Origin of the sequence: Hymenobacter jeongseonensis, assembly GCF_015694725.1 — a bacterium.
GTDB lineage: Bacteria > Bacteroidota > Bacteroidia > Cytophagales > Hymenobacteraceae > Hymenobacter > Hymenobacter jeongseonensis.
Genome location: NZ_JADQDQ010000001.1, coordinates 737,059 through 758,649, shown reverse-complemented (window position 1 = coordinate 758,649; position 21,591 = coordinate 737,059). Strand labels below are relative to the sequence as shown.

Sequence of the window (21,591 nt, the reverse complement as noted above, 5' to 3'; positions counted from 1 at the left end):
AACGCTCTTACGAAACATTAGCCCAAGCTCGCCATTTTTCCAGCACGGCAGCAAAGTCATCCGGCAATTCTGCTTCAAAAAATACTTGCGCAGCCGAAGTAGGGTGCACAAAGCCGAGCGAACGAGCATGTAAGGCCTGACGTGGCATTAGTTGAAAGGCACTTTCTACAAAAGCCTTGTAGGCCCCCGTATTCTGCCCTACTCGAATGCGGTCGCCCCCATAAGTGGCATCGGAGAAAAGCGGGTGACCCAGGTACTGCATGTGCGCTCTAATCTGGTGGGTGCGGCCGGTTTCGAGCACGCAACGAACCAAGGTTACGGGGCCAAAGCTTTCCAGTACCTCATAATGTGTCACAGCGGGCTTGCCTTGCTCCCCAGCGGGATACACGGCCTGGACTTTGCGGTCGCGCAGGCTGCGGCCGATATGGCCCCGAATGGTACCCGTAGGGCCGGGTGGAGTTCCCCACACCAACGCCAGATAGCTACGCTGAATGGTATGATGGAAAAATTGCAGCGACAGGTGTGTCATGGCAAACTCTGTTTTGCCAATAACCAGCAATCCCGAAGTGTCCTTATCAATCCGATGTACTAGGCCAGGGCGGATTTCTCCATTGCGTCCGGTGGGTAGGTTGGCCAAGTGATGAGCCAAGCCGTTGACCAGCGTGCCCTGCCAATGGCCGTACGCCGGGTGTACCACGAGGCCAGCAGGCTTGTTTACGATGAGTAGCTCAGAGTCTTCGTAGCGAATATCCAAACTCATTTCTTCGGGCACGACCCGGTCTTCGCGCGGGGGCTCAGGCAGCGTTATGGTGATGGTATCCTGTGGCTTTACCCGGTAATTGGGCTTCACAGTCACCCCGTTTACTTCCACGGCCGCCGCTCGAATAGCTTCTTGCACTTTATTGCGCGAGGTGTTGCGCAGCCGGCCTAATAAAAACTTGTCAATGCGCAACAGTTCCTGGCCGCGGTCTACCACGATGCGATGGTGCTCGTAAAGCTCGTCGCCCTCACCAGCATCCAGGTCATCCTCTTCAAATTCTTCAGCCTCCAACTCGTTCGTCATCATTCTAGCTCATTTGTGCATGAAAAAAGCCGGAGCAAATGCTCCGGCTTTTCCGCTTCTGGGCGGCAGGTTTCCGCTTATTTCTTGGTTTTGGTTTTGGTCTTGCTATTTACCGGAGCGGCTGGAGCAGCGGCAGCGGGAGCAGCGGGGCCCGATTTGATTGGAGCCGCGGCGCCGGGCGTAATGCCCATTTTCTTCAGCACCAAGTCCGAGATGTCGCCCTCTTTGGGAGCATGCAACAGCAGGGGGCTGCCGCCGCCATCGGAATTGAACACGTAAGTAAAGCCGTTTTCTTCGGCTACTACGTCGATGTTTTTCTGCAATTTGTCCAAGGCTGGCTTCAGCAGGGTCTGCTGTTTTTGCTGCAACGACTGCTCAGCACTACGCTGAAACTCCTGGATGGATTGCTGCATGTTCTGCATTTCCTTCTGCTTGTCGGCCTTCACGATGTCGGTCATGGTGGCTTCGCCCTGCTGGTAAGCTTTGTACTTTGCCTCCAACTCACCCGACTTGCTGCGCAGTTGGCCTTCCAGCTGGCTGTTGTAGGCTTTCAGGTCAGATTCGATTTGCTTGCTTTCAGGCATCTGGGCCAACACGTACTGTACGTCGGTGTAGCCAATTTTCAGGGGGGCCTGGGCCTGCGCGGAAGTGGCGGCCAGGGTTCCGGCGGTCAACAGAGCGGCGGCGAGCGTCAGACGAAAGATTTTCACGAGATTCATCAAAGGAAAAAAGGTCAGAAAAATATTGGAACAAAGGTAATTACTTCGAGCTCTTCTTGGTCGTTGTCTTCTTGGCAGGCCGGGTGGGCTTGGTGGTTGAGGCTGGTTCTGCAGCTCCCGAATCCGTTTCAAAGTTCGCATCGGCTGGTGTTTTGGGCGGGGCTACTGTTTTCACCGTGCCCCGAGGGCCGGGCTGGTTGCGGTCTTCGGCACCCAAGCCCAATTCCTCTAACACAAATTCGGTGTAATCATGTGCCGGATTGGTGTAGAGCATGGTCAAATCGCCCGATTTGTCGAAGAGCACGGCCAATTGCTTCTTTTTAGCAACTTTTTCTACGGCCTCAAACACCTTGTCCTGCACCGGCTTGTTGAGTTCCTGCCGCTTCTTGAATATCTGTCCTTCGTAGCCGAACTGCTTGTTCTGATACGTTTTAATGTCTTGCTCTTTCTTTAGTATTTCATCCTGCCGCTTCTTTTTCATGGGCTCGGTCAGCACCACTTCCTCGGCAGCATAATTACGGTAGAGCTTGTCAAGGTCCTTTTTCTGGGCCTCGATTTCCTTCTGCCAAGTATCCGAATACGTATTCAATTCGAGCTGAGCTTTGGCATACTCAGGCATTTTGGCCATGATAAATTCCGTATCAACCCAACCAAATTTCTGGGCCTGAGCCCCATACGCTACCGTTAGCAACAATAAGGCCAGCAGGCCACGGATGTTCTTCATACCTGAGGAAACGTGAAATCGCGCCCGCTAGTGCCCGACTAGCGAATTTGCTGGCCGATAATAAAGTGGAAGTGATTGGGGTCTTGGCGGGTATTGGCCGGCGTGCCCACGGGCGGCACCACCGAATCGAACCCGTGCCCGTAGTCAAACCCTAGCAAACCAAATGCCGACATGAAAATTCGAGCTCCTACCCCGGCCGAACGATACAGCTTGTAGGGGTTGTAGTTTTTGTAGGAGTCGTACGCATTGCCGGCTTCCGCAAATGCCAGCACATAAACCGTGGCCGCGGGGTTGAGGCTAACCGGGTAGCGCATTTCCAATACATACTTGTTGAAGGCAATTCCTCCAGACTGACCACTCTGGGCGGTCGGAATGGCAAAAGAGCTGTTCGGGTCGTCGTAACCACGTAAGCCCACAAAGTCCGTTCCCGCCAGAAAATTACCTGCGCCGTTGAAGCCCAATCCCGCGCCACCCATCTTGAATCGCTCAAAAGCCCCAATTGAGCGGTCGGAGCTGTAATTCCCCAGGTAGCCAAAGTGTGCTCGCGTGTTCAATACCAGTTTGCCCACGATGGGCGTGAACCACGAGGCGTCAAACATCCACTTGTGAAATTCTATCCACTTGTTGGTATCGGGGTGGTTCGGATTCAGCAGCGAATAAGGAGGCGTTAAGTTCACGCTCAAACTCAGCGAAGAGCCCCGACGAGTGTAAGTCGGGTTGTCAATGCTGTTGCGAGCGAGGGTTGTGTTGAAGGAAATATTGTTAAATGTACCCGTTGCCGCATCGGGAATGAGGGCATAGTTCTGGGTCTGATATTGGCTATACGACAGCGAGTTACTCAACGTGAAGTAGTCATCCGGAACCCGCAACTGACGGCCCAGACCAATCGTGGCACTGCTCACTTTGATAAAGCTGCTGGTCGAAGCATCCAATGCCTGGCCCGCCCGCTGAATGCTGTGATTGAGGCTGAAGGAGAAGGAATTAGGACGCCGGCCGCCCAACCACGGCTCTGTAAATGACAGGGAATAGGCTTGGTACTGCACGCCATTCGCTTGAACGTTCAGTGCCAAGCGCTGGCCGTCGCCTGAGGGCACGGGCGTCCAGTTGCGCAGCGTACCCGCCTTGCGGAGCGAGAAGTTATTGAATACAAGCCCAACCGTGCCGATAAAGCCAGCAAAACCACCCCAGCCGCCCGAAAGGGTTACCTGGTCAGAAGGCTTTTCCTCAACCGTGTAATTGATATCAACCGTGCCATCAACCGGGTTTGGAACGGGGTTGATGCCGATTTTCTCCGGGTCGAAATAGCCCAGCGTTGCAATTTCCCGCTGCGAACGAATCAGCAACTCCCGGTTGAATTTATCGCCCGGCAGCGTACGCAGCGTCCGCCGCAATACATGGTCGCTGGTCTTGGTATTGCCCGCAATGTTGATGTCTTTGATGTGGGCCTGCACGCCTTCGCTAAGGCGCATTTCGATGTCAATCGAGTCGCCTTCAATCTTGGTTTCTACGGCATCAATCGTGAAAAACAGGTAACCATCATTCAAATAAAGCGAGGAAATATCCTGGCCGGTAGGATTATAATTCAGGCGCTTATCAAGAATTTCCTTGCTATACGGGCTACCGGGCTTGATGCCCAGCACATTAGCCAACGTCTTATCGTCGTAGAGGTAGTTGCCGTTCCACGTGATATTGCGGAAATAGTACTTAGGGCCTTCGTCTACCTTTATGCGCAACGCAAGTCCTTCACTGTCACGCGTTAAAGTATCGGATACGATGGTGGCATCGCGATAGCCTTCGGCGTTGTAAAACTCCAGCAGTTTCTTCTTGTCTTCTTCGTATTCGCTGCGCTGGAACTTGCCCGCAGTCAGCAGTTTATAGGGCTTGCGCTCCTTGGTCTTTTTAAATTTGCCCTTCAGCTTGCGGTCCGAAAATGCCTGGTTGCCCTCAAACGCAATGTCATGAATGCGCACTTTCGAACCTTTATCCACATCGATGCGCAACGCCACACTGTTGGACAGCGACGAATCCGCAACCTGCATAATGTTCACCTTGGCGTCGAGGTAACCTTTGTTGACGAAGAACTTGCGCACCTGCGTCCGCGTGTTGTTCAGCAAAGCATCGGTTACCACTTTGCCCCGAATCAGGGTTATTTTCTTGGTGAGGTCCTCCGTTTGGCCCTTCTTAATCCCCGTGAACGTGAACTTCGACAAGCGGGGCCGTTCCTTCAGGTTGTAATCCAGGAAAATCTTGTTGCCCTCAATGCGGCCAATGGTCACGCTCACATCACCCAGAATGCCTTGGGCCCAAAGCTTCCGGATGGATTTCCCAATCTCCTCGCCCGGAATACTGATGGCATCCCCTACCCGCAGGCCCGTCAAGCCAATGAGCGTATTCGGGTCAAGGTAGCGGGCGCCACTCACGGTAATTCCTCCCAACTCGTACCGCTTGGGTTCATCGGCTCCGCTCCCAGCCTGTTGAGCCAGCACCGGGTGAGCCAATAAGCCACCTAGTACCGCCAGTACCAGCACACATCTCACAAAAAAATCACGCACAATAATCATTGCAAAAATTTAAGATACAGCGAGTTGCTCACTGGTTTTGCCAAATCGCCGTTCCCGGGTTTGGTAGGCCCGAATGGCCTCCTGAAAGTGCTGCTTCCGAAAATCCGGCCACAGCAAATCGGTGATGTATAATTCTGTATAGGCCAGTTGCCACAGCAAAAAGTTGCTGATGCGTTGCTCACCACTAGTCCGAATGAGCAGTTCTGGGTCGGGCATGCCAGCCGTCACCAAGTAGCTCGCTACGGTTGCTTCGGTCACGTTCGTAGGCTGGAGCTGACCGCTGGCAACGTCGGCGGCCATTCGTTTGGCGGCTTGGGTCAAATCCCAGCGCCCGCTATAACTCAGTGCCAGCACCAAGGTCATGCGGTTGCCCGCTTTGGTTAGCTCCATGGCCTCTGCCAGTTCCCGCCGACAATTGGCCGGTAGCGTGCTGATGTCACCAATTGCTTCCAACCGAATGCTGTTTTTGAGCAAGGTGGCCGTTTCCTGGCGAATGGTATGAACCAGCAACTGCATCAGGGCCATTACCTCGAGCGCCGGCCTGTTCCAGTTCTCTGTGGAAAACGCGTACAGCGTCAGGTACCGCACGCCGAGCTCAGCCGCTTCCTCCACGGTCTCGCGCACGGCCGTTATGGCGCTTTGGTGCCCGAACACACGTAAGCCCCCCCGCTGCTTGGCCCAGCGCCCATTGCCATCCATGATGACGGCCACGTGGCTGGGAATATTTTGAGTATCAATTTCGGCCTTGCCGGTCATCTTTGCGGTTTCGCTAAAAGAGGACGCAAGTTACGGAAATGGTTGCATTTAGCGGCCGCATACTTCCCTTTGCCTTCCCAAAGCCAGTACTTGGCTTCTTAGTTGTCCAGTTATTTTACCAAAGCGCTAAAGACTACTTTAACAGCTCTTTATTGTCTTTGTATTGGTCCGGACAAAGGATTTTATAGAACGTATACGATAAGCTCACGCCACTATAATAATACCAATCCTGGGTATGCGGGTTCACCAAGAGCGGGTCTTGGGTGGCCAAATGGTCCAGTTCGTCAGTGAAAGCCTTGCGAACGCCCGCTTCTAAACCCAAATTAATATGCTTCGATAAGGCATATTTAATTCCTACCCCCGCCGGAATAGCAAAACCCAACATTGAGCCTCGTCGGTTAAATCGAGCTTCGAGGGCCGCGTTGTTGGTAGTGGTGGTGGTATTGGCGTAAAATGCTGCTACACCCACAAAAAGATATGGCGTGAAGTGGACCTTGTTTGTCCGAAAATGGTAATCCAGAAAGTTATACTCCATCACGGCAGATGCTTCAAGCAAGCCGCCTTTGGTGTTTGCCTGGCGGTAGCCCTGCAAAGGCGGCACTTCACCGTCTACCCCGACTACATTGTCGTCAGCGGCCCGCAGAAAGCCGGCTGTGATTCCTCCGCGTAGCGTGATGGGCACCGATATGTCCTTCCGATAGAACGCCGTGACAGCGGGCCGGTTGTTATTGAACTGGTACTTGGGGGCAATTTCTCCCCTGTAATTAGTAGCCCCAAGGCCGATTCCAATTTCGCTGGTGGTTTGTGCACTAGCGCTAGAGCAAAAAAACGCACTCCCCGCTTGCGTAAGGCAAACGAGGAGTGCGCTGTAAAAACCAGAATTTGTCATCCAAACTGACTGTAGGGTATGTAATCAGCCAGCAAGTTAGGCTAGCGGAATTTGGGGTTCTTGATGCGGGGCGTCAAGATGTAATTCAACGAGACACCGGTAACGATGTACCAGTCCGTTCTATTGCGACTGTCGCCACGAATTTCGCCGGGCGTGTCAAAACCACGGAATTCGGTGGTACGGTCACGGGTCAAACCACCACCGTCGGCAAAGTTGCCGCCTCTAGGAGTCAATCTAGAAGAAGCATCGGGGTTACCACCACCAAAATACGCCTGTGCGGCCGTGGTGAAGCTTCCAGCAGGAGCATACTTTCCTCCTACGTCGTCAAGATAGTCGGTGAACGTTTTGCGCCAGCCAATTTCCAGGCTTGCATCAAAGTTGCGGTTGATGCGGTAGCGGATACCACCACCAAAAGGAATGGCAAACTGGGTTTTGCCGTAGGCGCTAGCTTGTCCTTCGGTTTTCAACTCAGCCAGCGAAACGTAGGTGCCAGGCCGCAGGCCTTCGGGAGCTTTATCGCCAACTTTGCCTTTGGGGTTATGATAGAAACCGGCAACACCAGCGAAGACATACGGCACAAAGTCCGGGCGCTTCAGGTAATTGTTACGGTTTTCAATCAGGTCGAAGATTGCGACTGCCGAAGCTTCTACCATATCATTCCGAAAACTCATGTTCCGGTTATAACGGTAGCGGGCATCGGGGTCGTTCTGGTCAGCAGCCAAGTTGTCGTCACCCGAGATACGGCCGTAGGAAAGACCAAACCGTCCGGAAAGGCGTGGGTAGAAGCGACGGGTGATGGAGACACCGGCACCAACACGGGTGGCACCTAAGCGGAAGCTGGTAAAGTTGGTAACCGGGGTAACGTCCCCAAAATAATTCACAGCGTTTAGGCTGAAGCCCACTGAGTTATATTGTTTCCGCTTACTAAACTGCTGGGCTTCTGCTTCGGGGGTAGCCACCAAGGCTAATCCGAGCGCAAAGGCCGTAGAATACGTGAAAATATTTTTCATAAGGCAGCAAAAATGATGAGGCGATGTTCAGGTATGGAGGGGCAGCACGGAAAGTGCGCAGTTTCAGACAGTGACAAAAGTAGGCGTTATCTGGAACTAAAAAAACTTTCCAGTATATTTTCAACAAGTAATAGTCTAGTTACGACTGAATACCAGCCGGGTTTCGCCGGTCTAGCCCCCAGTTTAACTTGCTTCGCAACGTGCTGAGAAAGTTTACATGGTTGAGTTTAACCAAGCGGGCATTGAACGCTTCGCGGCGAACCGCAATTTGCACAGATGCCTCTACCGGCAGGGAGCGAGAGTCGAGCGCCAGCATGTAGCTGGTGCTGCGCCCCTCAATTTCGAAGGAAATCACACTTTGGTCTGACACAACCAGCGGGCGCACATTCAAATTGTGGGGGCATACGGGCGCAATGATAAAATTGTTGGTTTGAGGCAGCATCACTGGTCCCCCACAACTGAGCGAATACCCCGTGGAGCCCGTTGGGGTTGCAACTACCAACCCATCGGCCCAATAAGAGTTGAGGTATTCGCCATCAATGTACGTATGCACGACAATCATGGACGAAGTGTCGCGCTTAAGGACGCTGAATTCGTTGAGACCGAAGTTGAGGCTGCCAAACACATCGGGGTCGGTATCGACGCGAATAAGGCTGCGTTCCTCAATGTTAAAATGGCCTTTATACAACGAGTCGATGGCTTGGGCAATCCGGTCGGGGGTGATGGTGGCCAAGAAGCCAAGCCGGCCGGTGTGAATGCCCAAAATCGGGATTTGCAGGCTGCCAACGTAGGTTACGGTATCGAGCAAGGTGCCATCGCCGCCAATGCTGAGGACAAATTGAACGCCGCGCAGGGAGTCGCCGCGGCGGAATTCGGTGGTGCCTTCGGGGAGGCGGATGCGGTTGTTGAGGAAAGTGCGGAAAGCTTCGCCGATGCGCACTTCGGCACGCCGGGCGGCTAGGTCATCGAATAATGCCTGAATGGCCGGGGCGGCTTCATCGTCGAAAGGCTTGCCAAGGATGGCGATTTTCATGCGGAGTGGGGCAACAGCTTGCGCAACCGAAGCGGGGTTACGTAACAAATAAATAACCAGATGAGCCGGCCGATATTGTTAAATCGGGAAATCGGCGCGAAAAAAATACCCTGTTTGGCCCAAGCCGTTCAACGTGTACTCAGCGGTAAACACCCGGTCGTAGTAAGTAACTAAGTGCACCCCGAGGCCTATTGCCCGCAGCATATGATTGGGAAGGCGGTTTTGGGGTATGGTAGTGCCTGCCGCTACATAGCCGGCATCGGCAAAGATATTGAGGTAGAGGGCTAACGGAATGGTGTTGATTTTATCGTTGCCGATGGCCTTCAGCTTAATTGGGTCGGGATGGAGCAGCCGGTAAGACACCCCTTGCTGCACCAAGCCGTAATGCCGGCCGTCAATTACGTACTCATCGTAGCCCCGCACCAAGTCTTCGTAGCCCAGGGCCCGGGTGTCGGCATAGGCGAGGCGACGAGCAAGGCGGGCCTGTCCGCTAAAGCCGCCGGTGTAATAAAACCCGTGACCTAGGGAGAGGTAACGTGCATACTTCAAGCGCAGGGTGGTGATGCTAGGCGTGGTTCCGTCTAAGAAAATGCGGTGCGTGAGCCGGGCTTGTGCGTATTGCCCGGTGAGTGGGTACGCAAACGTATTGCGCTGATTGCGGGTGCTGGTCAGCGTTAGCTCCAAGTACTCGCGCTGGGTGCGGCCGAGGTAATAGTCAGGGTTGTAATAATTGGTGGAATCACTGATGCGCTCGCGGCGGTAAGCTACATCGAACGCGGTGAGAGACTGCACGGTTTGGCGAAAGCGCAGCCCCGCCGTGGCATACAACCGTTGGATGGGAAACCCTTCATCGGTCCGCAGGGGCACCAATCGGTCGGCCTGCGTGGCGTAATCAACCGTTCGGCTTTGGTTGAATGACGCCCCTAAGCCGAGCCCAATCCGGCGGTAAGCGCCCAAGCCAGGCGCTTCGTAAAACAACTCGTATTTGCGATTGAAGCCGAGTTGAAGGTTGGCCCGAACTTGCTCGTTACGGCCGCGAAAATTGTATCGGCTGATGTGAATACCGTAATCGACGCGGCGCCACCGGTCTGCTCGCTCGCTCCAGGAGCGCAGGTTGCGGTCGGCCAACGACAGAATGGGCACTGGAAAGGTATACCACCGCTCCTGTACGCCGAAAACGATAAGCAGTCTGCCCCCGGCGCAACTGGACTGCACCACCACCGAATGAAACAGCTGGAGGTTGAATAAGCGGCTGCGGTTGGTTTCGAGCCGGGCAGGCAAGTCGGCCAGAGTCAAGGTATCCCCTTCACGAAAGTCAAGCTCCGCGCGCAAAATGCGTTCCTTGGTAACGGAATTGCCCGCGAACAGAACGGTGCCAACCGCAGCCCGCACAACACCCGGACAAGGCACAACGCGCACCAGCGTATCGGAGGGCGCCACTACGGGTACCAGTGAGCGGGGCAACGTGTCGGCCGGTTGGCTCAGGCCAAGCCCAATGCCGGCCACCAGCGCGCGCAACGTCAGCAGCACTCCTACCACCCGGCTCTAGACATTCAGGTACCGCAGGAGGGCATCGTAGCGCTCCTGCTCGTCTTCGCTGGTCACGGCATTGCCGTTGAACTGCGCGGTGACTACGTAGCCAAACCGCTCCAGCGTGGCCGTGATGCGAGCCAAATTATCAGTGTTAAGCTTCAGCGTAAGCCGTATGCGGTAAGGGTCAACTTCGTCCTGAGCCACCAAAGCACTGATGATTTTGGCATTATTTTCCTCAACGTAGCGGCTGATTTGGGTGAGGGAATAATCCCGCTCTTCCATGGTGAGGACAATGATGCCCCCTTGCCCACCGGCCGGCTGCTGGCCGAAAGCCGCCAGCGCATCGGCAATGGTCACCACTCCCGCGTACTCGTGACGCTCGTCGACGACGGGCACGAGCTGAATTTTATTTTCAATGGCCAGCTCCATCACCCGGTAAAAGTGTTGGTCGGGGCGCACATAAGCTTCGGCATAGCCCAGCGGCAACTCCGACAGGAGCCGTTCGGGGTCGTCGAAATCGGCCAGGTCAGCTTCGGTAACAAGGCCCCGGTAGAGGCGGTTGTCGAGCACGGGCAGTTGTGCCACGTGGAACTCATCGAGCCAGCGCGCTGCTTTGCCCGCCGAATCGGTGCCCTTCAGAGGCGGAATCATTTCGTTGAGTAAGTCTTCGGCGAGCAGGGCGGGCATATGCTAGGTAATTATGAGCGTCGGAGAAATAGATAGGTAATAGCTTGGTGGAAAGGATAGTGGAACACAAACGAATGGTAGCCTTCTGTGCCAGCACAGAGAGCAACAATTGAGCCGGCAAAAGGATAACCGGCGTTAGGCTGCGGCAGCGGGGGCTGTTTCGGTAGTACGCAAAAACCGGCGCAGGTAGGCGTTGAAGCCGGCGGGGCGCTCCATCATGGGCGCGTGGCAGCAATGGTCGAGAAAGCGCAGTTCGGCGTGGGGCAGCAGCCGGGCAAATTCGTGGGCGACGGGCGGTGGGGTGATGGTATCGTTCAGGCCCCACACCAGCAGCACTGGCACGGTAATTTTAGTTAATTCCTTGCTCAGATTGTGCCGCTGTGCCGAGCGGGCAATGGCAATGATGCGCAAGCACTTGGAGTTGGAATTGGTGACATTGAAGACTTCGTCAACCAATTCCCGGGTTGCCACCTTGGGGTCGTAGAAAGTAAAGCCAACCCGCTCTTCCACGTAGGCGTAATTGCCGCGCTTGGGGAACGACGCACCCATGCTGTTTTCGAACAGGCCGCTGCTGCCCGTGAGCACGAGCCGGTTGACGCGTTCGGCGTTTTTCAGGGTGTAAACAAGGGCCACGTGGCCACCCAGCGAATTGCCGAGCACGGTGAAATCAGCAGGCAGGCCCAAGGTGGCCACAAAGCCTTCGACGTAGGCCACCAAGCCGGGCACACCGGCCTGCGAAAGAGGCATTTCGTAGATGGGGAGCAGCGGAATGATGACCCGGTGGTCGGGCGCAAACTCCTGTACCACGTCTTCCCAGTTGCTCAGGGCACCGAACAGGCCGTGCAACAGCAGCAGCACCGGGCCTTGGCCTTCGTCTACGTATTCATACCCTTGCTGGTGCTGGCGGCGCAATTCCATCTCGTTTCTCGTCAATTCCCGGCGTTTTGGCAATGATACAACACCGGAGCCAATTGGCCAAAATTGCCAGACCGTGGGGCGTGAGCAAGGCCTCGGGATGAAACTGCACGCCATAGAGCGGGAGCGTGCGGTGGCGCAAGGCCATAAGCTCGGGGGGCGAGCCGGTGGTATAAGCCAGGGAAACCAGTTCCGCCGGCAGGGGTTCGCTGAGAATGAGCGAATGGTAGCGCGTTACCAACTGCGTTACGGGTAAGCCGGCAAAAAGTGCCTCGCCCGTAGCGCAGCGAACTTCGGCCACTTTGCCGTGCATGGGCCGAGCCGCCCGCCCAACCGTGGCCCCGAAGAATTCGCCCAAGGCTTGGTGGCCCAGGCAAACGCCGAGCATGGGCTTTTGCTGATAATAGGCTTTAATGACGGCGGGCATCACGCCGGCCTGGGCAGGAGTGCCGGGACCGGGCGAAAGGACAATGCCGTCAAACTCCAGCCCTTGAATCTCCCGCAGGGGCACGTCGTTACGGCGCACCAAGACCTCGGCTCCTAGCTGGCGCAGGTAGTCGGCCAGGGTGAAGGTGAAGGAATCGAAATTATCGAGCAGCAACAGGCGCATTACGGTAGTACAATAGCAAGCAGCCGTAGAAAACGGGCAGTAGCGGTGAGCGGTAAACCTCAGTTGCCTGCTGTTCCATTCCCGAACGCGGTTTTTTAGCTCCGGCTCACGAATGCGGTTTTGATTTTCACCAGCAAATCCTGGGCGAAAGGCAGCACGTAGCCGGTGAGTTGCAGCGCCAGCGGCGTGGCCTGCTGCACAATGGGCAGCACCTGGGACTCGGCCACCAGAGCTGGCGAGAGCAGGTGCAGGCCCGCCAACCGGGTGCCGTGCAGCAGCAGGCTCAGGCCCAGTATCCATTTGATAACGCCGGCCGCACCGCCGAGCAGGTTATCCAGCATGCCCAGCGGGGTGAGGTGCACGGCGGTTTTGAGCAGGCCCCCGAGCATGTGCACGCCCCACATGATGGCCACAAACACCAGCGCAAACGACACCAGGGGCAGCATGCCAAAGGCGCTGCCCACGTAGTGCCGCACCAGCGGCACCGCCGCCGAAAGCAGACTCAACCCGCCCACCACGGCCAAGACAAACGCCAGCAGCGAAACAACTTCGAGCACCAGCCCGCGTCGAAAACCTTTTACGGCCCCAATGCCGAGCGGAAGCAGGAGCAGAATATCGAGGGCCGTCATGGCAGGCAATAAGACGCTGAGGGACAGCGGCGCCATCCCTCAGCGCGCATGATTTACAGGTTGGTGTTGTTCAACAAGTGGTTGATGACGTCGGAGATGCGCTTGCCATCGGCCTGGCCTGAGAGCTCGCGCGCGGCCACGCCCATCACCTTGCCCAAGTCGGAAGGGCCCTGCGCCCCAACGCGCTGGATGATGTGCACGAGGCGCTCCACCAAATCGGCCTCGGAGAGCTGAGCGGGCAGAAATTCCTCGATGATGGCCAGTTCAGCCAGCTCGTTTTCCTCCAAATCGGAGCGAAACTGCTCTTTGTAAATGGCGGCGGCATCGCGGCGCTGCTTGGCCGCTTTGTTGAGCATCTTCAACTCGGCTTCGGGGGTAAGGGCGCCACCGGTGGCGCCCTCGGCGGTTTCGGCCAGCATAATCTGGGATTTGATGCTGCGCAGAGTGGTGAGGCGTACTTTGTCTTTGGCCAGCATGGCTTGCTTGATGGCAGCGTCGATGGTGTCTTTTAGCATGGGGAAGGGTATTGGCGGGTTAGTGCGTGGGAGGATGGGAAAAGCCGATGATAGCCCCAAACCGGGGCGGGTGGCCGAGGGTATAGGGCGATGCGGCGCGGGGCGCGGGTTGGGACAGACTGGCCACGGGTAAGCTTGAGTTTAGCAAAGGTCAGCACGAAGCAGCAGTCACCTTCATTCGAGTGCAAGTGGTAATGGCCCCAATTCATTGGCGTCAACTAATGCCGAATTTTAAGATGACGCGTGAACAGTGGATTGAGTGAAGTAAAGGAACGTGAGAGCATCAGACAAGGCCCAGCGGCCCGGCATGAGGACGACGAAGGGCGTAATTTCGGCCCGAAGCTACGGCAACAGGCCCGCAAGCCGGCTCCATTACGGCACTCAGTACAAATCAACCTACGCAAATGGGCTGTTGTGCTTTGCCAACCACCTTCACTCCTTCCCAACTTCTCCGTGACCAAGCTCAGCGTCAACATCAACAAACTGGCCACCCTGCGCAACGCCCGGGGCCACAACCGGCCCGACATTCTGCAAGCCGCCCGCGACATTGAGCGGTTTGGGGCCGAAGGCATCACCGTGCACCCACGGCCCGACGAGCGCCACATCCGCTACCAAGACGTGCGCGACCTGAAGTCCGTTGTGACCACGGAGCTGAACGTGGAGGGCAACCCCACGCCTGATTTTCTGGCCCTGTGCCGCCAGGTGCGCCCCGAGCAGGTAACGCTGGTGCCCGACGCCCCCGAGGCCATTACGTCCAACGCCGGCTGGGACGTTATCCGGCACCAGGCCTATTTATGCGACGTGGTGGCCGAGCTCAAGAGCCTGGGGTGCCGCGTCAGCATTTTCCTCGACCCCGACCTAGCGTTGGTGGAAGCTGCCGTCACCACCGGCACCGACCGCATCGAGCTCTATACGGAAGCCTATGCCGTGCACTACCTCGCCGACCGCGAACGGGCCGTGGCCCCCTACCGCGCCGCCGCCGCCCGCGCCGGGCAGATGGGCCTGGGCGTGAATGCCGGCCACGACCTGGACCTGGATAACCTAGCCTGGCTGAAACAGCAGCTGCCCGAACTAGCCGAAGTCAGCATTGGCCACGCGCTGGTGTGCGACGCCCTATACCTGGGCCTAGAAAATACAGTGCAGCTCTACAAAAGGCAGCTCAAGTAACTCCTCCGTTCGGAAATCATAGAAGGCGACTCCCTCACCGGTTCGCTTTTGTTACCGCTTTTCTCTCCCCACTCTCTCAGTAGTTCCATGCCCCGTCATTCGTTAGCCGAGTTTGAGGCCCTCCCCTACCCGATTCTCGACGTGCGCGCGCCCATTGAGTTTGCGCAAGGCCACGTGCCGGGCGCCCTCAACCTGCCGCTGTTCACCGACGAAGAGCGGGCCCGCATCGGCACGACTTACAAGCAGGTGAGCCAGGAGCGTGCCGTGCACCTGGGGCTGGAGTTTTTCGGGCCGAAGATGTCGGAAATGGTAAAAAAGGCGCAAAAGCTGGCCCAGGGCAAAGAAGTACGGCTGCACTGCTGGCGTGGCGGCATGCGCAGCGGGGCGGTGCTGTGGCTGCTGGAGCTGGCCGGTTTCAAAGTGCACCTATTGGACAAGGGCTACAAGGACTACCGCCGCGCCGTGCTGGCCTCGTTCGAAACGCCGCGCAACTGGCGCGTACTGGGTGGCCTCACTGGCAGCGGCAAAACCGATGTGCTGCACGCCTTGGCCGCCGCATCCCATTCGCAGCCCGTGCTCGACTTAGAGGGGCTGGCTAGTCACAAAGGCTCGGCTTTTGGGGCCATTGGCCAGCCCGTTCAGCCCACCCAGGAGCAGTTCGAGAACAACTTGGCCGCCACTCTGGCCGCCTTGCCCACCGATGCACCGATTTGGGTAGAAGACGAAAGCCGGCAAATTGGCCGGCTCACTATTCCACCGGCCTTGTTTGCGCAGCTGCGTACTGCCCCGCGCTGGGTGCTGGAGGTGCCCCGCGCCGCCCGCGTGGCCAAGCTGGCCGCCGAATACGGAGCCGAAGACCCCACGGAACTGGCTGCCGCCATCGAGCGGCTCCACAAGCGCCTGGGCGGCCTAGCCACGCAGCAGGCCCTGGCCGCTGTGGAGGCCGGCGATTTTAACTTAATGGTGGAGCTAGTACTCGATTACTACGACAAGACCTACACCTACGGCTTGGCCCAGCGGCCGGGCGAGCCCGCGCGCACCTTCGTTCCCGTGTCCGGTTGCGCTCCCGATGACAACGCCGCCGCCTTGCTGCAAGCGCTTGCAACGGGCATTAGCTAGCCTTTGTCCTTCATTGCCAACTGGTTTCGGGCGGTATGCTTACGTTTACGGAGTTGCCCACTTATGTGGTAATTTGCCTGTCGGCTTTGCCTGTCGGCTTTGCCTATTCCCGTGCGCTTCCCGATTCGTTGGTTCGTAACCCAACAACATGCCTTCCACTTTCCTATTCGTCCTTTTTTCCTCTGTTCTATGTTTACATCCTTACAAGCCCGGCTGAAAAAAGCCAGCCGGTGGCTACCGGTGGCGTTGCTGCCCTTCGGCGCCTACGCCCAAAACCTGAACTACTTCGCCTCCAATGCCGTGAACGTGGCTGGCACTTACGCCGACCTGGGCGCCGCAGGTACACTTATTACCACCGCCAATACCGACGACGCAAACTCGGCGGCCCAGAATATTGGGTTCACGTTTACGTACAATGGCACTGCCTTCACGCAGTTCATTCTCAACACCAACGGCCTGATTAAGCTCGGCAGCACGGCACCCGCCACCGCCGCTTTGTTTTTCGAGAACTTTAACGGGGGCGTAGGCATCGACCCGCTTACTGCCGCCGGCGCCGCCGAAACCAATCTGCTGATGCCCTTCAACTTCGATTTGCAACAGGGAACGGCGGCAGCGGAGTACCGGGTAGCCACCACGGGCACGGCGCCCAACCGGGTGTGCACCATTCAGTGGAAAAACGTGAGCGACAAGTCGGAGGCCGGAACCGGCGCGAAGTCCCAATTCGCCAACTTCAGCTTTCAGGCCAAGCTGTACGAAAGCGGAAACATCGAATTTGTGTATGGCCCGGCCACTGCCTCGGCCAATGCAGTAGACACCCGCTTTCCAAACGTGGGCCTTAAGGGCGCAAGCACCGCCAGCAACCAGCTGGTGCTAGCTCTTAAGCTCGACCCCGCTACCGCTTGGAGCACCACCACCTTCATCAGTCAGAACTATGGCCAACAGGCCCACAACGTAAGCCGGGCGGGGATGCCCGATGCCGGCCGCACCTACCGCTTTGTGCCCGGTGCCGATACGGCACCTGCGCTAGTCAATGACGAACCCGGCGCTGCTGTAAACCTGCCCTTGGCTACGACGTGTACCCCAGTTACGGGCACCACCGTGGGCGCTTCCACCACCACGGCCACGGGCTACGTCAACCCGGGCTGCGGCATTGCCCTCACCCCCAAGGATGTGTGGTTTAAGTTCACTACGGCGGCTTCCGGAGTGGGCAGCACCGATATTGGGCTGCAGGTAACGGGCTCAGCGGCCGGGCAGGTGCGCGTGTTTTCGGCCGCCAGCAGCGCGGGGCCCTTCACCGAATTAGCCTGCGCCACGGCCAGCACCAACAACACCGTGGCGGGTCCCATCCGGTTGTCGTTTCTTGCTCCCAATACCACGTATTATGTGTTCGTTTCGGGCTTTGGCTCGAACGACACGCAAGGCCCGTTCACCATTTGTGCCACCGCCCTGGCCACTCCGCCGCCCGCCGTTTACACCGCGCTGCCTTATAACGAGAGCTTTGAAGGCCCTTGGGTGAATGAATTGGCCACCCGCGATGTGCCCACCAACAACTGGCGCAACTATCCGGCCCTCGGCGACAACTCGTGGCGCCGCGAGGACGACGGCTTTGCCTCGGCCGGCTGGCGGTATGCGGACAACGAATCGCCCACCACAAACTTCCCGACTCCGCCGTATGTCACGCGGGCCAGTACGGGCGCCCATTCGGCCCGGTTTCACACCTTCGGCTCCGCGGCCGGTCAGCAAGGCAAACTCGACCTATTCGTGAACATGACCGGCGCCGGCAGCACCACCCTCAGCTTCGATTACATCAACCCCAGCGGCACGGATAAGCTCGACGTATTCCTGAGCACCGATGGCGGCAACACCTTTGGCGCCACGCCGATACTGACGGCAACCACCAACACCACGTTCACGACCAAAACGGTGGCCATTGCCAGTACGTCGGCCACCACCGTAATCCGGTTCCAGGCCACCTCCGACTTTGGCGACGATGACATTGGCATGGACAACCTGCAGCTGCGGGTGCTGACCGCCACCCGCAACGATGCCCTGGCCGCCACCGTGGGCCTGTACCCCAACCCGGCGCGCGGCAGCTTCACGCTCAGCGTGCCCGCCGGCCGCCTCCACACGGCCTCGGCCACGCTCGTAAATGCCCTGGGCCAGGCCGTACAGCAGCGCCAACTGAACCTGTCGCCAGCCGGCGGCAACCTTAATTTCGACACCAGCAACCTGGCGCCGGGCGTGTACATGCTACAGCTGAAAACCAGCGCTGACTTGGTGGTAAAACAGGTGGTTATTCAATAGCTTTTTTTCGCTTAGATTAATTGCACACCAAAAAAGGGCTGACCATATGGTCAGCCCTTTTTTGGTGGCATTCACCCTGAAGCCGCAGCTAGCTAATGGGCACTTTCCGCAGGATGGCCTCTATCAGGTCCTGCGTGCGGATGCCGTCGGCTTCGGCTTCGTAGGTGAGCAGAATGCGGTGGTTGAGCACATCGGCGGCCACTTCTTTAATGTCTTCGGGCAACACATAATCACGTCCTTCGAGGTAAGCCACGGCCTTGGAAGCGCGGTGCAAGGCAATGCTCGCCCGCGGGCTGGCCCCAAACTGCACGGCCTGCGCAAACTCGACTAGGTCGTAATCGGCGGGCCGGCGGGTCGCAAACACCAGTTCGATGAGGTATTTTTCCAGGGTCTCCGATATCTGCACTTGGTTGATTTGCTGGCGAATGCCGAAAATATCGGCCTGGGTAAGCACCGGTTGCACGTCTTCTACAAAGCTCAGGTTGGCCATGCGGCGCATCACCTCCAGTTCGTCGGCCTTTTTGAGGTAATCGACGTGCACCTTCAGCATAAAGCGGTCTACCTGCGCCTCCGGCAATGGGTAGGTACCTTCCTGCTCCACTGGGTTTTGCGTGGCCAGCACCAGAAAAGGCAGGTCGAGGGGGTACGTGGTTTCGCCGATGGTCACTTGCTTCTCCTGCATGGCTTCGAGCAAGGCGCTTTGCACTTTCGCCGGAGAGCGGTTGATTTCGTCAGCCAGGACGAGGTTGGCAAAAATTGGCCCCTTCTTCACCTCAAAAACCGACTGATTCTGGTTGTAAATCATGGTGCCCACCAAGTCGGAAGGCAGCAAATCGGGAGTGAACTGCACGCGCTGAAAATGCAAATGCAACACCTTGGCCAGCGTGGAAATAGTGAGGGTTTTGGCAAGTCCGGGCACCCCCTCCAGCAGAATATGCCCCCCGGTAAACAATCCGATGAGGAGGCGGGTCAACAGTTGCTGTTGCCCCACCACCACTTTGCCCATTTCGGCAAATACCTGGCGAATGAGGGGATGGTAATCGACGGGAGCGGCCGGTGGCGCGGCGGGGTCAGGAGCAGGCAGCATGGTTGAAAACGGGCAAAACGACAAGTGCAAGGTAGGCATAAGCCCCGTGAGCACAGCCCCAAGCAATTCGGTAATGGGCCGGACGATGGCCCAAACGCGGCCCCTGCAACGAGCAGAATGCTGTTAACAATCTATCGCGTCAGGGCAACAATAAAAATATTCTGTGCCTGCGAATGGCCACAATACAACTATTCGTATCCTGCCACCGGTATTTTCGGATTTTTCCAATAATTAAAAAACCGAATATGCTGGAACCCCGTACTTGCTGAATTGGTAGCTACGGCAGCGGTTGCTGCGCCAAAGCCCAATACCCGGAACCGTTCAGGTTTATAGTCAATTGGTTCCTATATTTGTTTCCGCCTCGCCACGCACAATCAATTTTAAACCTCTCCATCTTTTCGCATGAAATCATTTTTGCTCAAAAAATTATTGCCGAGCCTATTAATGGTAGCGGCAACAACGGTTTTCGCATTTGCCCAAGGCAGTTCTGACGACCCGGACACTGGAGGTCCCGTGCCAGCACCAGTAAATGTTCCCATTGATGGAGGTGTTTCGTTGCTGCTTGCTGGTGGTGTTGCTTTTGGCGTGAAGCAATTGCGCAACCGTCGGCGCAAGGCTTAATTTATTGAATCGAATAAAAAAGCGGCTCTTCCGAAAGGTAGAGCCGCTTTTTTGTTGAAATTTTCGGGTACTTAATTGTTAATTTATGCCTGCCATTGCCTCAACCAACGCCTTGCCCACTAGCAACCGGGTGCTGTATCGCTTTATATTCACAGCTTCCGTACTGTTCCTGATTTGGTTTTTTGGCTACGACCAATGGCTGAAGCAGGACGGCCGGCTCGATGCGGTACTTTGCGGCCACATTGCCGCGTCTGGCGCATCATTTCTCCGGCTGTTGGGCTTCGACTCCACCGTCAATGCCCAGCAATCAAATTTAATCTTGCTGAACAACCAGCCCGCCGTGTCAGTTGGCGCACCATGCAACGGCTTGGTTTTATATGCTTTGTTCGCCGGGTTTGTAGCGGCGTTTCCCGGCCCTTGGCAGCGCAAGCTTTGGTACATTCCCGCCGGCATCATCGTCATTTGGTTTCTGAACGTGTTGCGGGTAGCGGCCTTGGCCATCAACCAACACTACTATCAGCGGTCTGCGGATTTCAACCACCATTACACGTTCACCTTCATCGTGTACGGCTTTATTTTCGCGTTGTGGATGCTGTGGGCCCGCCGCTTAGCAGTGCCCGCCTCCCAATCGACTTCCAGCTAATCCTTCATTTATCAAGTGGCCGACGTTATTATTGGTACTGACTCCTCATCCAAAAGATTGATTCGTTGGGCAGTAATCGGCACGTTGGTCTTGGCCTTGGTGCTGGTGGATGTGTACGACGAAGCAATCCTTCTACTGCTCACAACGTTGTGGAAGAAGGCGCTGTCGGCACTGGGGCTGGGCCAGCAAGCGCAAGCCTTGCAGAGTGGCATTAATAGTGGCATCACCAAGCGCTTTCTGCCGGCGGTGGCTACGTACGCAGCCCTCTATCTGGCCCTCTGTTTACTGTTGCTGCGTGCGCTCCTATCCTCTTCCGCCCAGTGGCTGCTGGCACTGCGCTTGTACTTCATGGTACTGGTTGTTTACGCGGCGCTACTGCTACTGGCAAAGGCTGCTAACGCGGTTTGGGCGTACAAGCTTAGTCGCGACATTCTTGATTTTGTGGTGAGCCCGGTTCCCGTTGTTGGGCTCTACCTGTTTTTCCGAACCAGCTTCGGTCTTGCAAGTGCAGGCCCCCGCAAAGCGCCTACTACGGGCGCTAATCCTGATGCGCAGTGATGTAACCATCCGCAAGCAGCCCGTCAGCTGGCTTTTTTTGAGCTGCTGAGCGCTGCTTTTCCAACAAAAAAGGCCTTCACAATCTTGTGAAGGCCTTTTTTTAGTACCAGAGACGGGACTCGAACCCGTACGTCCGTGAAGACAAGGGATTTTAAGTCCCTCGTGGCTACCATTACACCACTCTGGCGTTTGCCCGCCGATGCGGGTTCAAACAAAAAAGACGTTGCGGTAAAGCAACGTCTTTTTTAACTATTTGGAGCGGGAGACGAGGTTCGAACTCGCGACCTCGACCTTGGCAAGGTCGCGCTCTACCAACTGAGCTACTCTCGCGGGAGGTTCATTGCTACTTTCATAGCGCTGAATGGTTCGACAAAGGTAAGGGGCTTTTTTGGCGAAGCAAGGGGTAGGTATGGAAATTTTTACCTGAAGGGGCTTTTGCGTTCATTTT

General features: G+C 56.6%; 21 protein-coding genes and 2 tRNA genes. 6 read left to right on the top strand and 17 right to left on the bottom strand.

Annotated elements, in window-relative coordinates; all coding sequences use genetic code 11:
- Positions 1 to 7: 7 nt before the first annotated feature.
- The 14 genes from I2I05_RS03155 to I2I05_RS03090 form a co-directional block, all read right to left on the bottom strand.
- Positions 8 to 1,063: an RluA family pseudouridine synthase gene (locus tag I2I05_RS03155; RefSeq protein ID WP_196280877.1), complete on the bottom strand. Its 1,056-nt coding sequence runs from the start codon at positions 1,061 to 1,063 to the stop codon at positions 8 to 10.
- Between the two features lie 77 nt (positions 1,064 to 1,140).
- Entirely contained in the window at positions 1,141 to 1,782 is a 642-nt protein-coding gene (locus I2I05_RS03150; RefSeq protein WP_196280732.1) for an OmpH family outer membrane protein, read from the bottom strand.
- A 40-nt stretch (positions 1,783 to 1,822) separates the two neighbouring features.
- Entirely contained in the window at positions 1,823 to 2,506 is a 684-nt protein-coding gene (locus I2I05_RS03145) for an OmpH family outer membrane protein (RefSeq protein WP_196280731.1), read from the bottom strand.
- A 38-nt stretch (positions 2,507 to 2,544) separates the two neighbouring features.
- Positions 2,545 to 5,058 carry an outer membrane protein assembly factor BamA gene (bamA, locus tag I2I05_RS03140; protein WP_317192308.1) on the bottom strand — a complete coding sequence of 838 codons (2,514 nt, stop codon included), beginning with the start codon at positions 5,056 to 5,058 and terminating at the stop codon, positions 2,545 to 2,547.
- 18 nt (positions 5,059 to 5,076) lie between these two features.
- Entirely contained in the window at positions 5,077 to 5,823 is a 747-nt protein-coding gene (locus I2I05_RS03135) for an isoprenyl transferase (protein ID WP_196280729.1), read from the bottom strand.
- Positions 5,824 to 5,956: 133 nt separating this feature from the next.
- Positions 5,957 to 6,712: a type IX secretion system protein PorG gene (porG, locus tag I2I05_RS03130; protein WP_196280728.1), complete on the bottom strand. Its 756-nt coding sequence runs from the start codon at positions 6,710 to 6,712 to the stop codon at positions 5,957 to 5,959.
- 41 nt (positions 6,713 to 6,753) lie between these two features.
- Positions 6,754 to 7,722, bottom strand: a complete 969-nt coding sequence (locus I2I05_RS03125; protein WP_196280727.1) for a DUF6089 family protein — start codon at positions 7,720 to 7,722, stop codon at positions 6,754 to 6,756.
- A 139-nt stretch (positions 7,723 to 7,861) separates the two neighbouring features.
- The gene (locus I2I05_RS03120; RefSeq protein ID WP_196280726.1) at positions 7,862 to 8,755 is read right to left on the bottom strand and encodes an NAD kinase; all 894 of its coding nucleotides are present in this window, start codon (positions 8,753 to 8,755) and stop codon (positions 7,862 to 7,864) included.
- 78 nt (positions 8,756 to 8,833) lie between these two features.
- On the bottom strand, positions 8,834 to 10,294 hold the full coding sequence (locus tag I2I05_RS03115; RefSeq protein WP_196280725.1) for a BamA/TamA family outer membrane protein: 1,461 nt from the start codon (positions 10,292 to 10,294) through the stop codon (positions 8,834 to 8,836).
- 6 nt (positions 10,295 to 10,300) lie between these two features.
- Positions 10,301 to 10,975, bottom strand: a complete 675-nt coding sequence (locus I2I05_RS03110) for a CBS domain-containing protein (protein WP_196280724.1) — start codon at positions 10,973 to 10,975, stop codon at positions 10,301 to 10,303.
- A 135-nt stretch (positions 10,976 to 11,110) separates the two neighbouring features.
- Positions 11,111 to 11,893 (bottom strand): alpha/beta fold hydrolase, encoded by a 783-nt coding sequence (locus tag I2I05_RS03105; protein ID WP_196280723.1) that lies wholly within the window; start codon positions 11,891 to 11,893, stop codon positions 11,111 to 11,113.
- Positions 11,859 to 12,500 carry an anthranilate synthase component II gene (locus I2I05_RS03100; protein WP_196280722.1) on the bottom strand — a complete coding sequence of 214 codons (642 nt, stop codon included), beginning with the start codon at positions 12,498 to 12,500 and terminating at the stop codon, positions 11,859 to 11,861. The genes I2I05_RS03105 and I2I05_RS03100 overlap by 35 nt, the downstream gene beginning before the upstream one ends.
- A 95-nt stretch (positions 12,501 to 12,595) precedes the next feature.
- Positions 12,596 to 13,129: a CvpA family protein gene (locus I2I05_RS03095; RefSeq protein ID WP_196280721.1), complete on the bottom strand. Its 534-nt coding sequence runs from the start codon at positions 13,127 to 13,129 to the stop codon at positions 12,596 to 12,598.
- 53 nt (positions 13,130 to 13,182) lie between these two features.
- On the bottom strand, positions 13,183 to 13,644 hold the full coding sequence (locus I2I05_RS03090; protein WP_196280720.1) for a GatB/YqeY domain-containing protein: 462 nt from the start codon (positions 13,642 to 13,644) through the stop codon (positions 13,183 to 13,185).
- Positions 13,645 to 14,097: 453 nt separating this feature from the next.
- Between I2I05_RS03090 and I2I05_RS03085 the strand changes: the two genes are divergently transcribed.
- From I2I05_RS03085 to I2I05_RS03075, 3 genes are all read left to right on the top strand, one after another.
- Positions 14,098 to 14,811 (top strand): pyridoxine 5'-phosphate synthase, encoded by a 714-nt coding sequence (locus tag I2I05_RS03085; protein WP_196280719.1) that lies wholly within the window; start codon positions 14,098 to 14,100, stop codon positions 14,809 to 14,811.
- An 87-nt stretch (positions 14,812 to 14,898) separates the two neighbouring features.
- Complete coding sequence (gene mnmH / locus I2I05_RS03080; protein ID WP_196280718.1) at positions 14,899 to 15,930, top strand: tRNA 2-selenouridine(34) synthase MnmH; 1,032 nt, start codon at positions 14,899 to 14,901, stop codon at positions 15,928 to 15,930.
- Between the two features lie 189 nt (positions 15,931 to 16,119).
- Complete coding sequence (locus I2I05_RS03075) at positions 16,120 to 18,234, top strand: T9SS type A sorting domain-containing protein (protein WP_196280717.1); 2,115 nt, start codon at positions 16,120 to 16,122, stop codon at positions 18,232 to 18,234.
- An 88-nt stretch (positions 18,235 to 18,322) separates the two neighbouring features.
- Here the strand turns inward: I2I05_RS03075 and I2I05_RS03070 are convergent, their stop codons facing one another.
- Positions 18,323 to 19,321 (bottom strand): AAA family ATPase, encoded by a 999-nt coding sequence (locus I2I05_RS03070; protein ID WP_196280716.1) that lies wholly within the window; start codon positions 19,319 to 19,321, stop codon positions 18,323 to 18,325.
- Between the two features lie 402 nt (positions 19,322 to 19,723).
- Between I2I05_RS03070 and I2I05_RS03065 the strand changes: the two genes are divergently transcribed.
- From I2I05_RS03065 to I2I05_RS03055, 3 genes are all read left to right on the top strand, one after another.
- A complete protein-coding gene (locus tag I2I05_RS03065; protein ID WP_196280715.1) occupies positions 19,724 to 19,942 on the top strand; it encodes a PID-CTERM protein-sorting domain-containing protein in 219 nt (72 codons plus the stop codon).
- Between the two features lie 85 nt (positions 19,943 to 20,027).
- Complete coding sequence (gene xrtX / locus I2I05_RS03060) at positions 20,028 to 20,585, top strand: exosortase X (RefSeq protein ID WP_196280714.1); 558 nt, start codon at positions 20,028 to 20,030, stop codon at positions 20,583 to 20,585.
- A gap of 15 nt (positions 20,586 to 20,600) precedes the next feature.
- Positions 20,601 to 21,143, top strand: a complete 543-nt coding sequence (locus I2I05_RS03055; protein WP_196280713.1) for an XrtX-associated membrane protein — start codon at positions 20,601 to 20,603, stop codon at positions 21,141 to 21,143.
- 104 nt (positions 21,144 to 21,247) lie between these two features.
- On the opposite strand, the gene I2I05_RS03050 is transcribed toward I2I05_RS03055, so the two are convergent.
- Together I2I05_RS03050 and I2I05_RS03045 are read right to left on the bottom strand one after the other, a co-directional pair.
- Positions 21,248 to 21,330 (bottom strand) — tRNA-Leu (locus I2I05_RS03050).
- Positions 21,331 to 21,397: 67 nt separating this feature from the next.
- Positions 21,398 to 21,473, bottom strand: a tRNA-Gly gene (locus tag I2I05_RS03045).
- Positions 21,474 to 21,591: the final 118 nt, after the last annotated feature.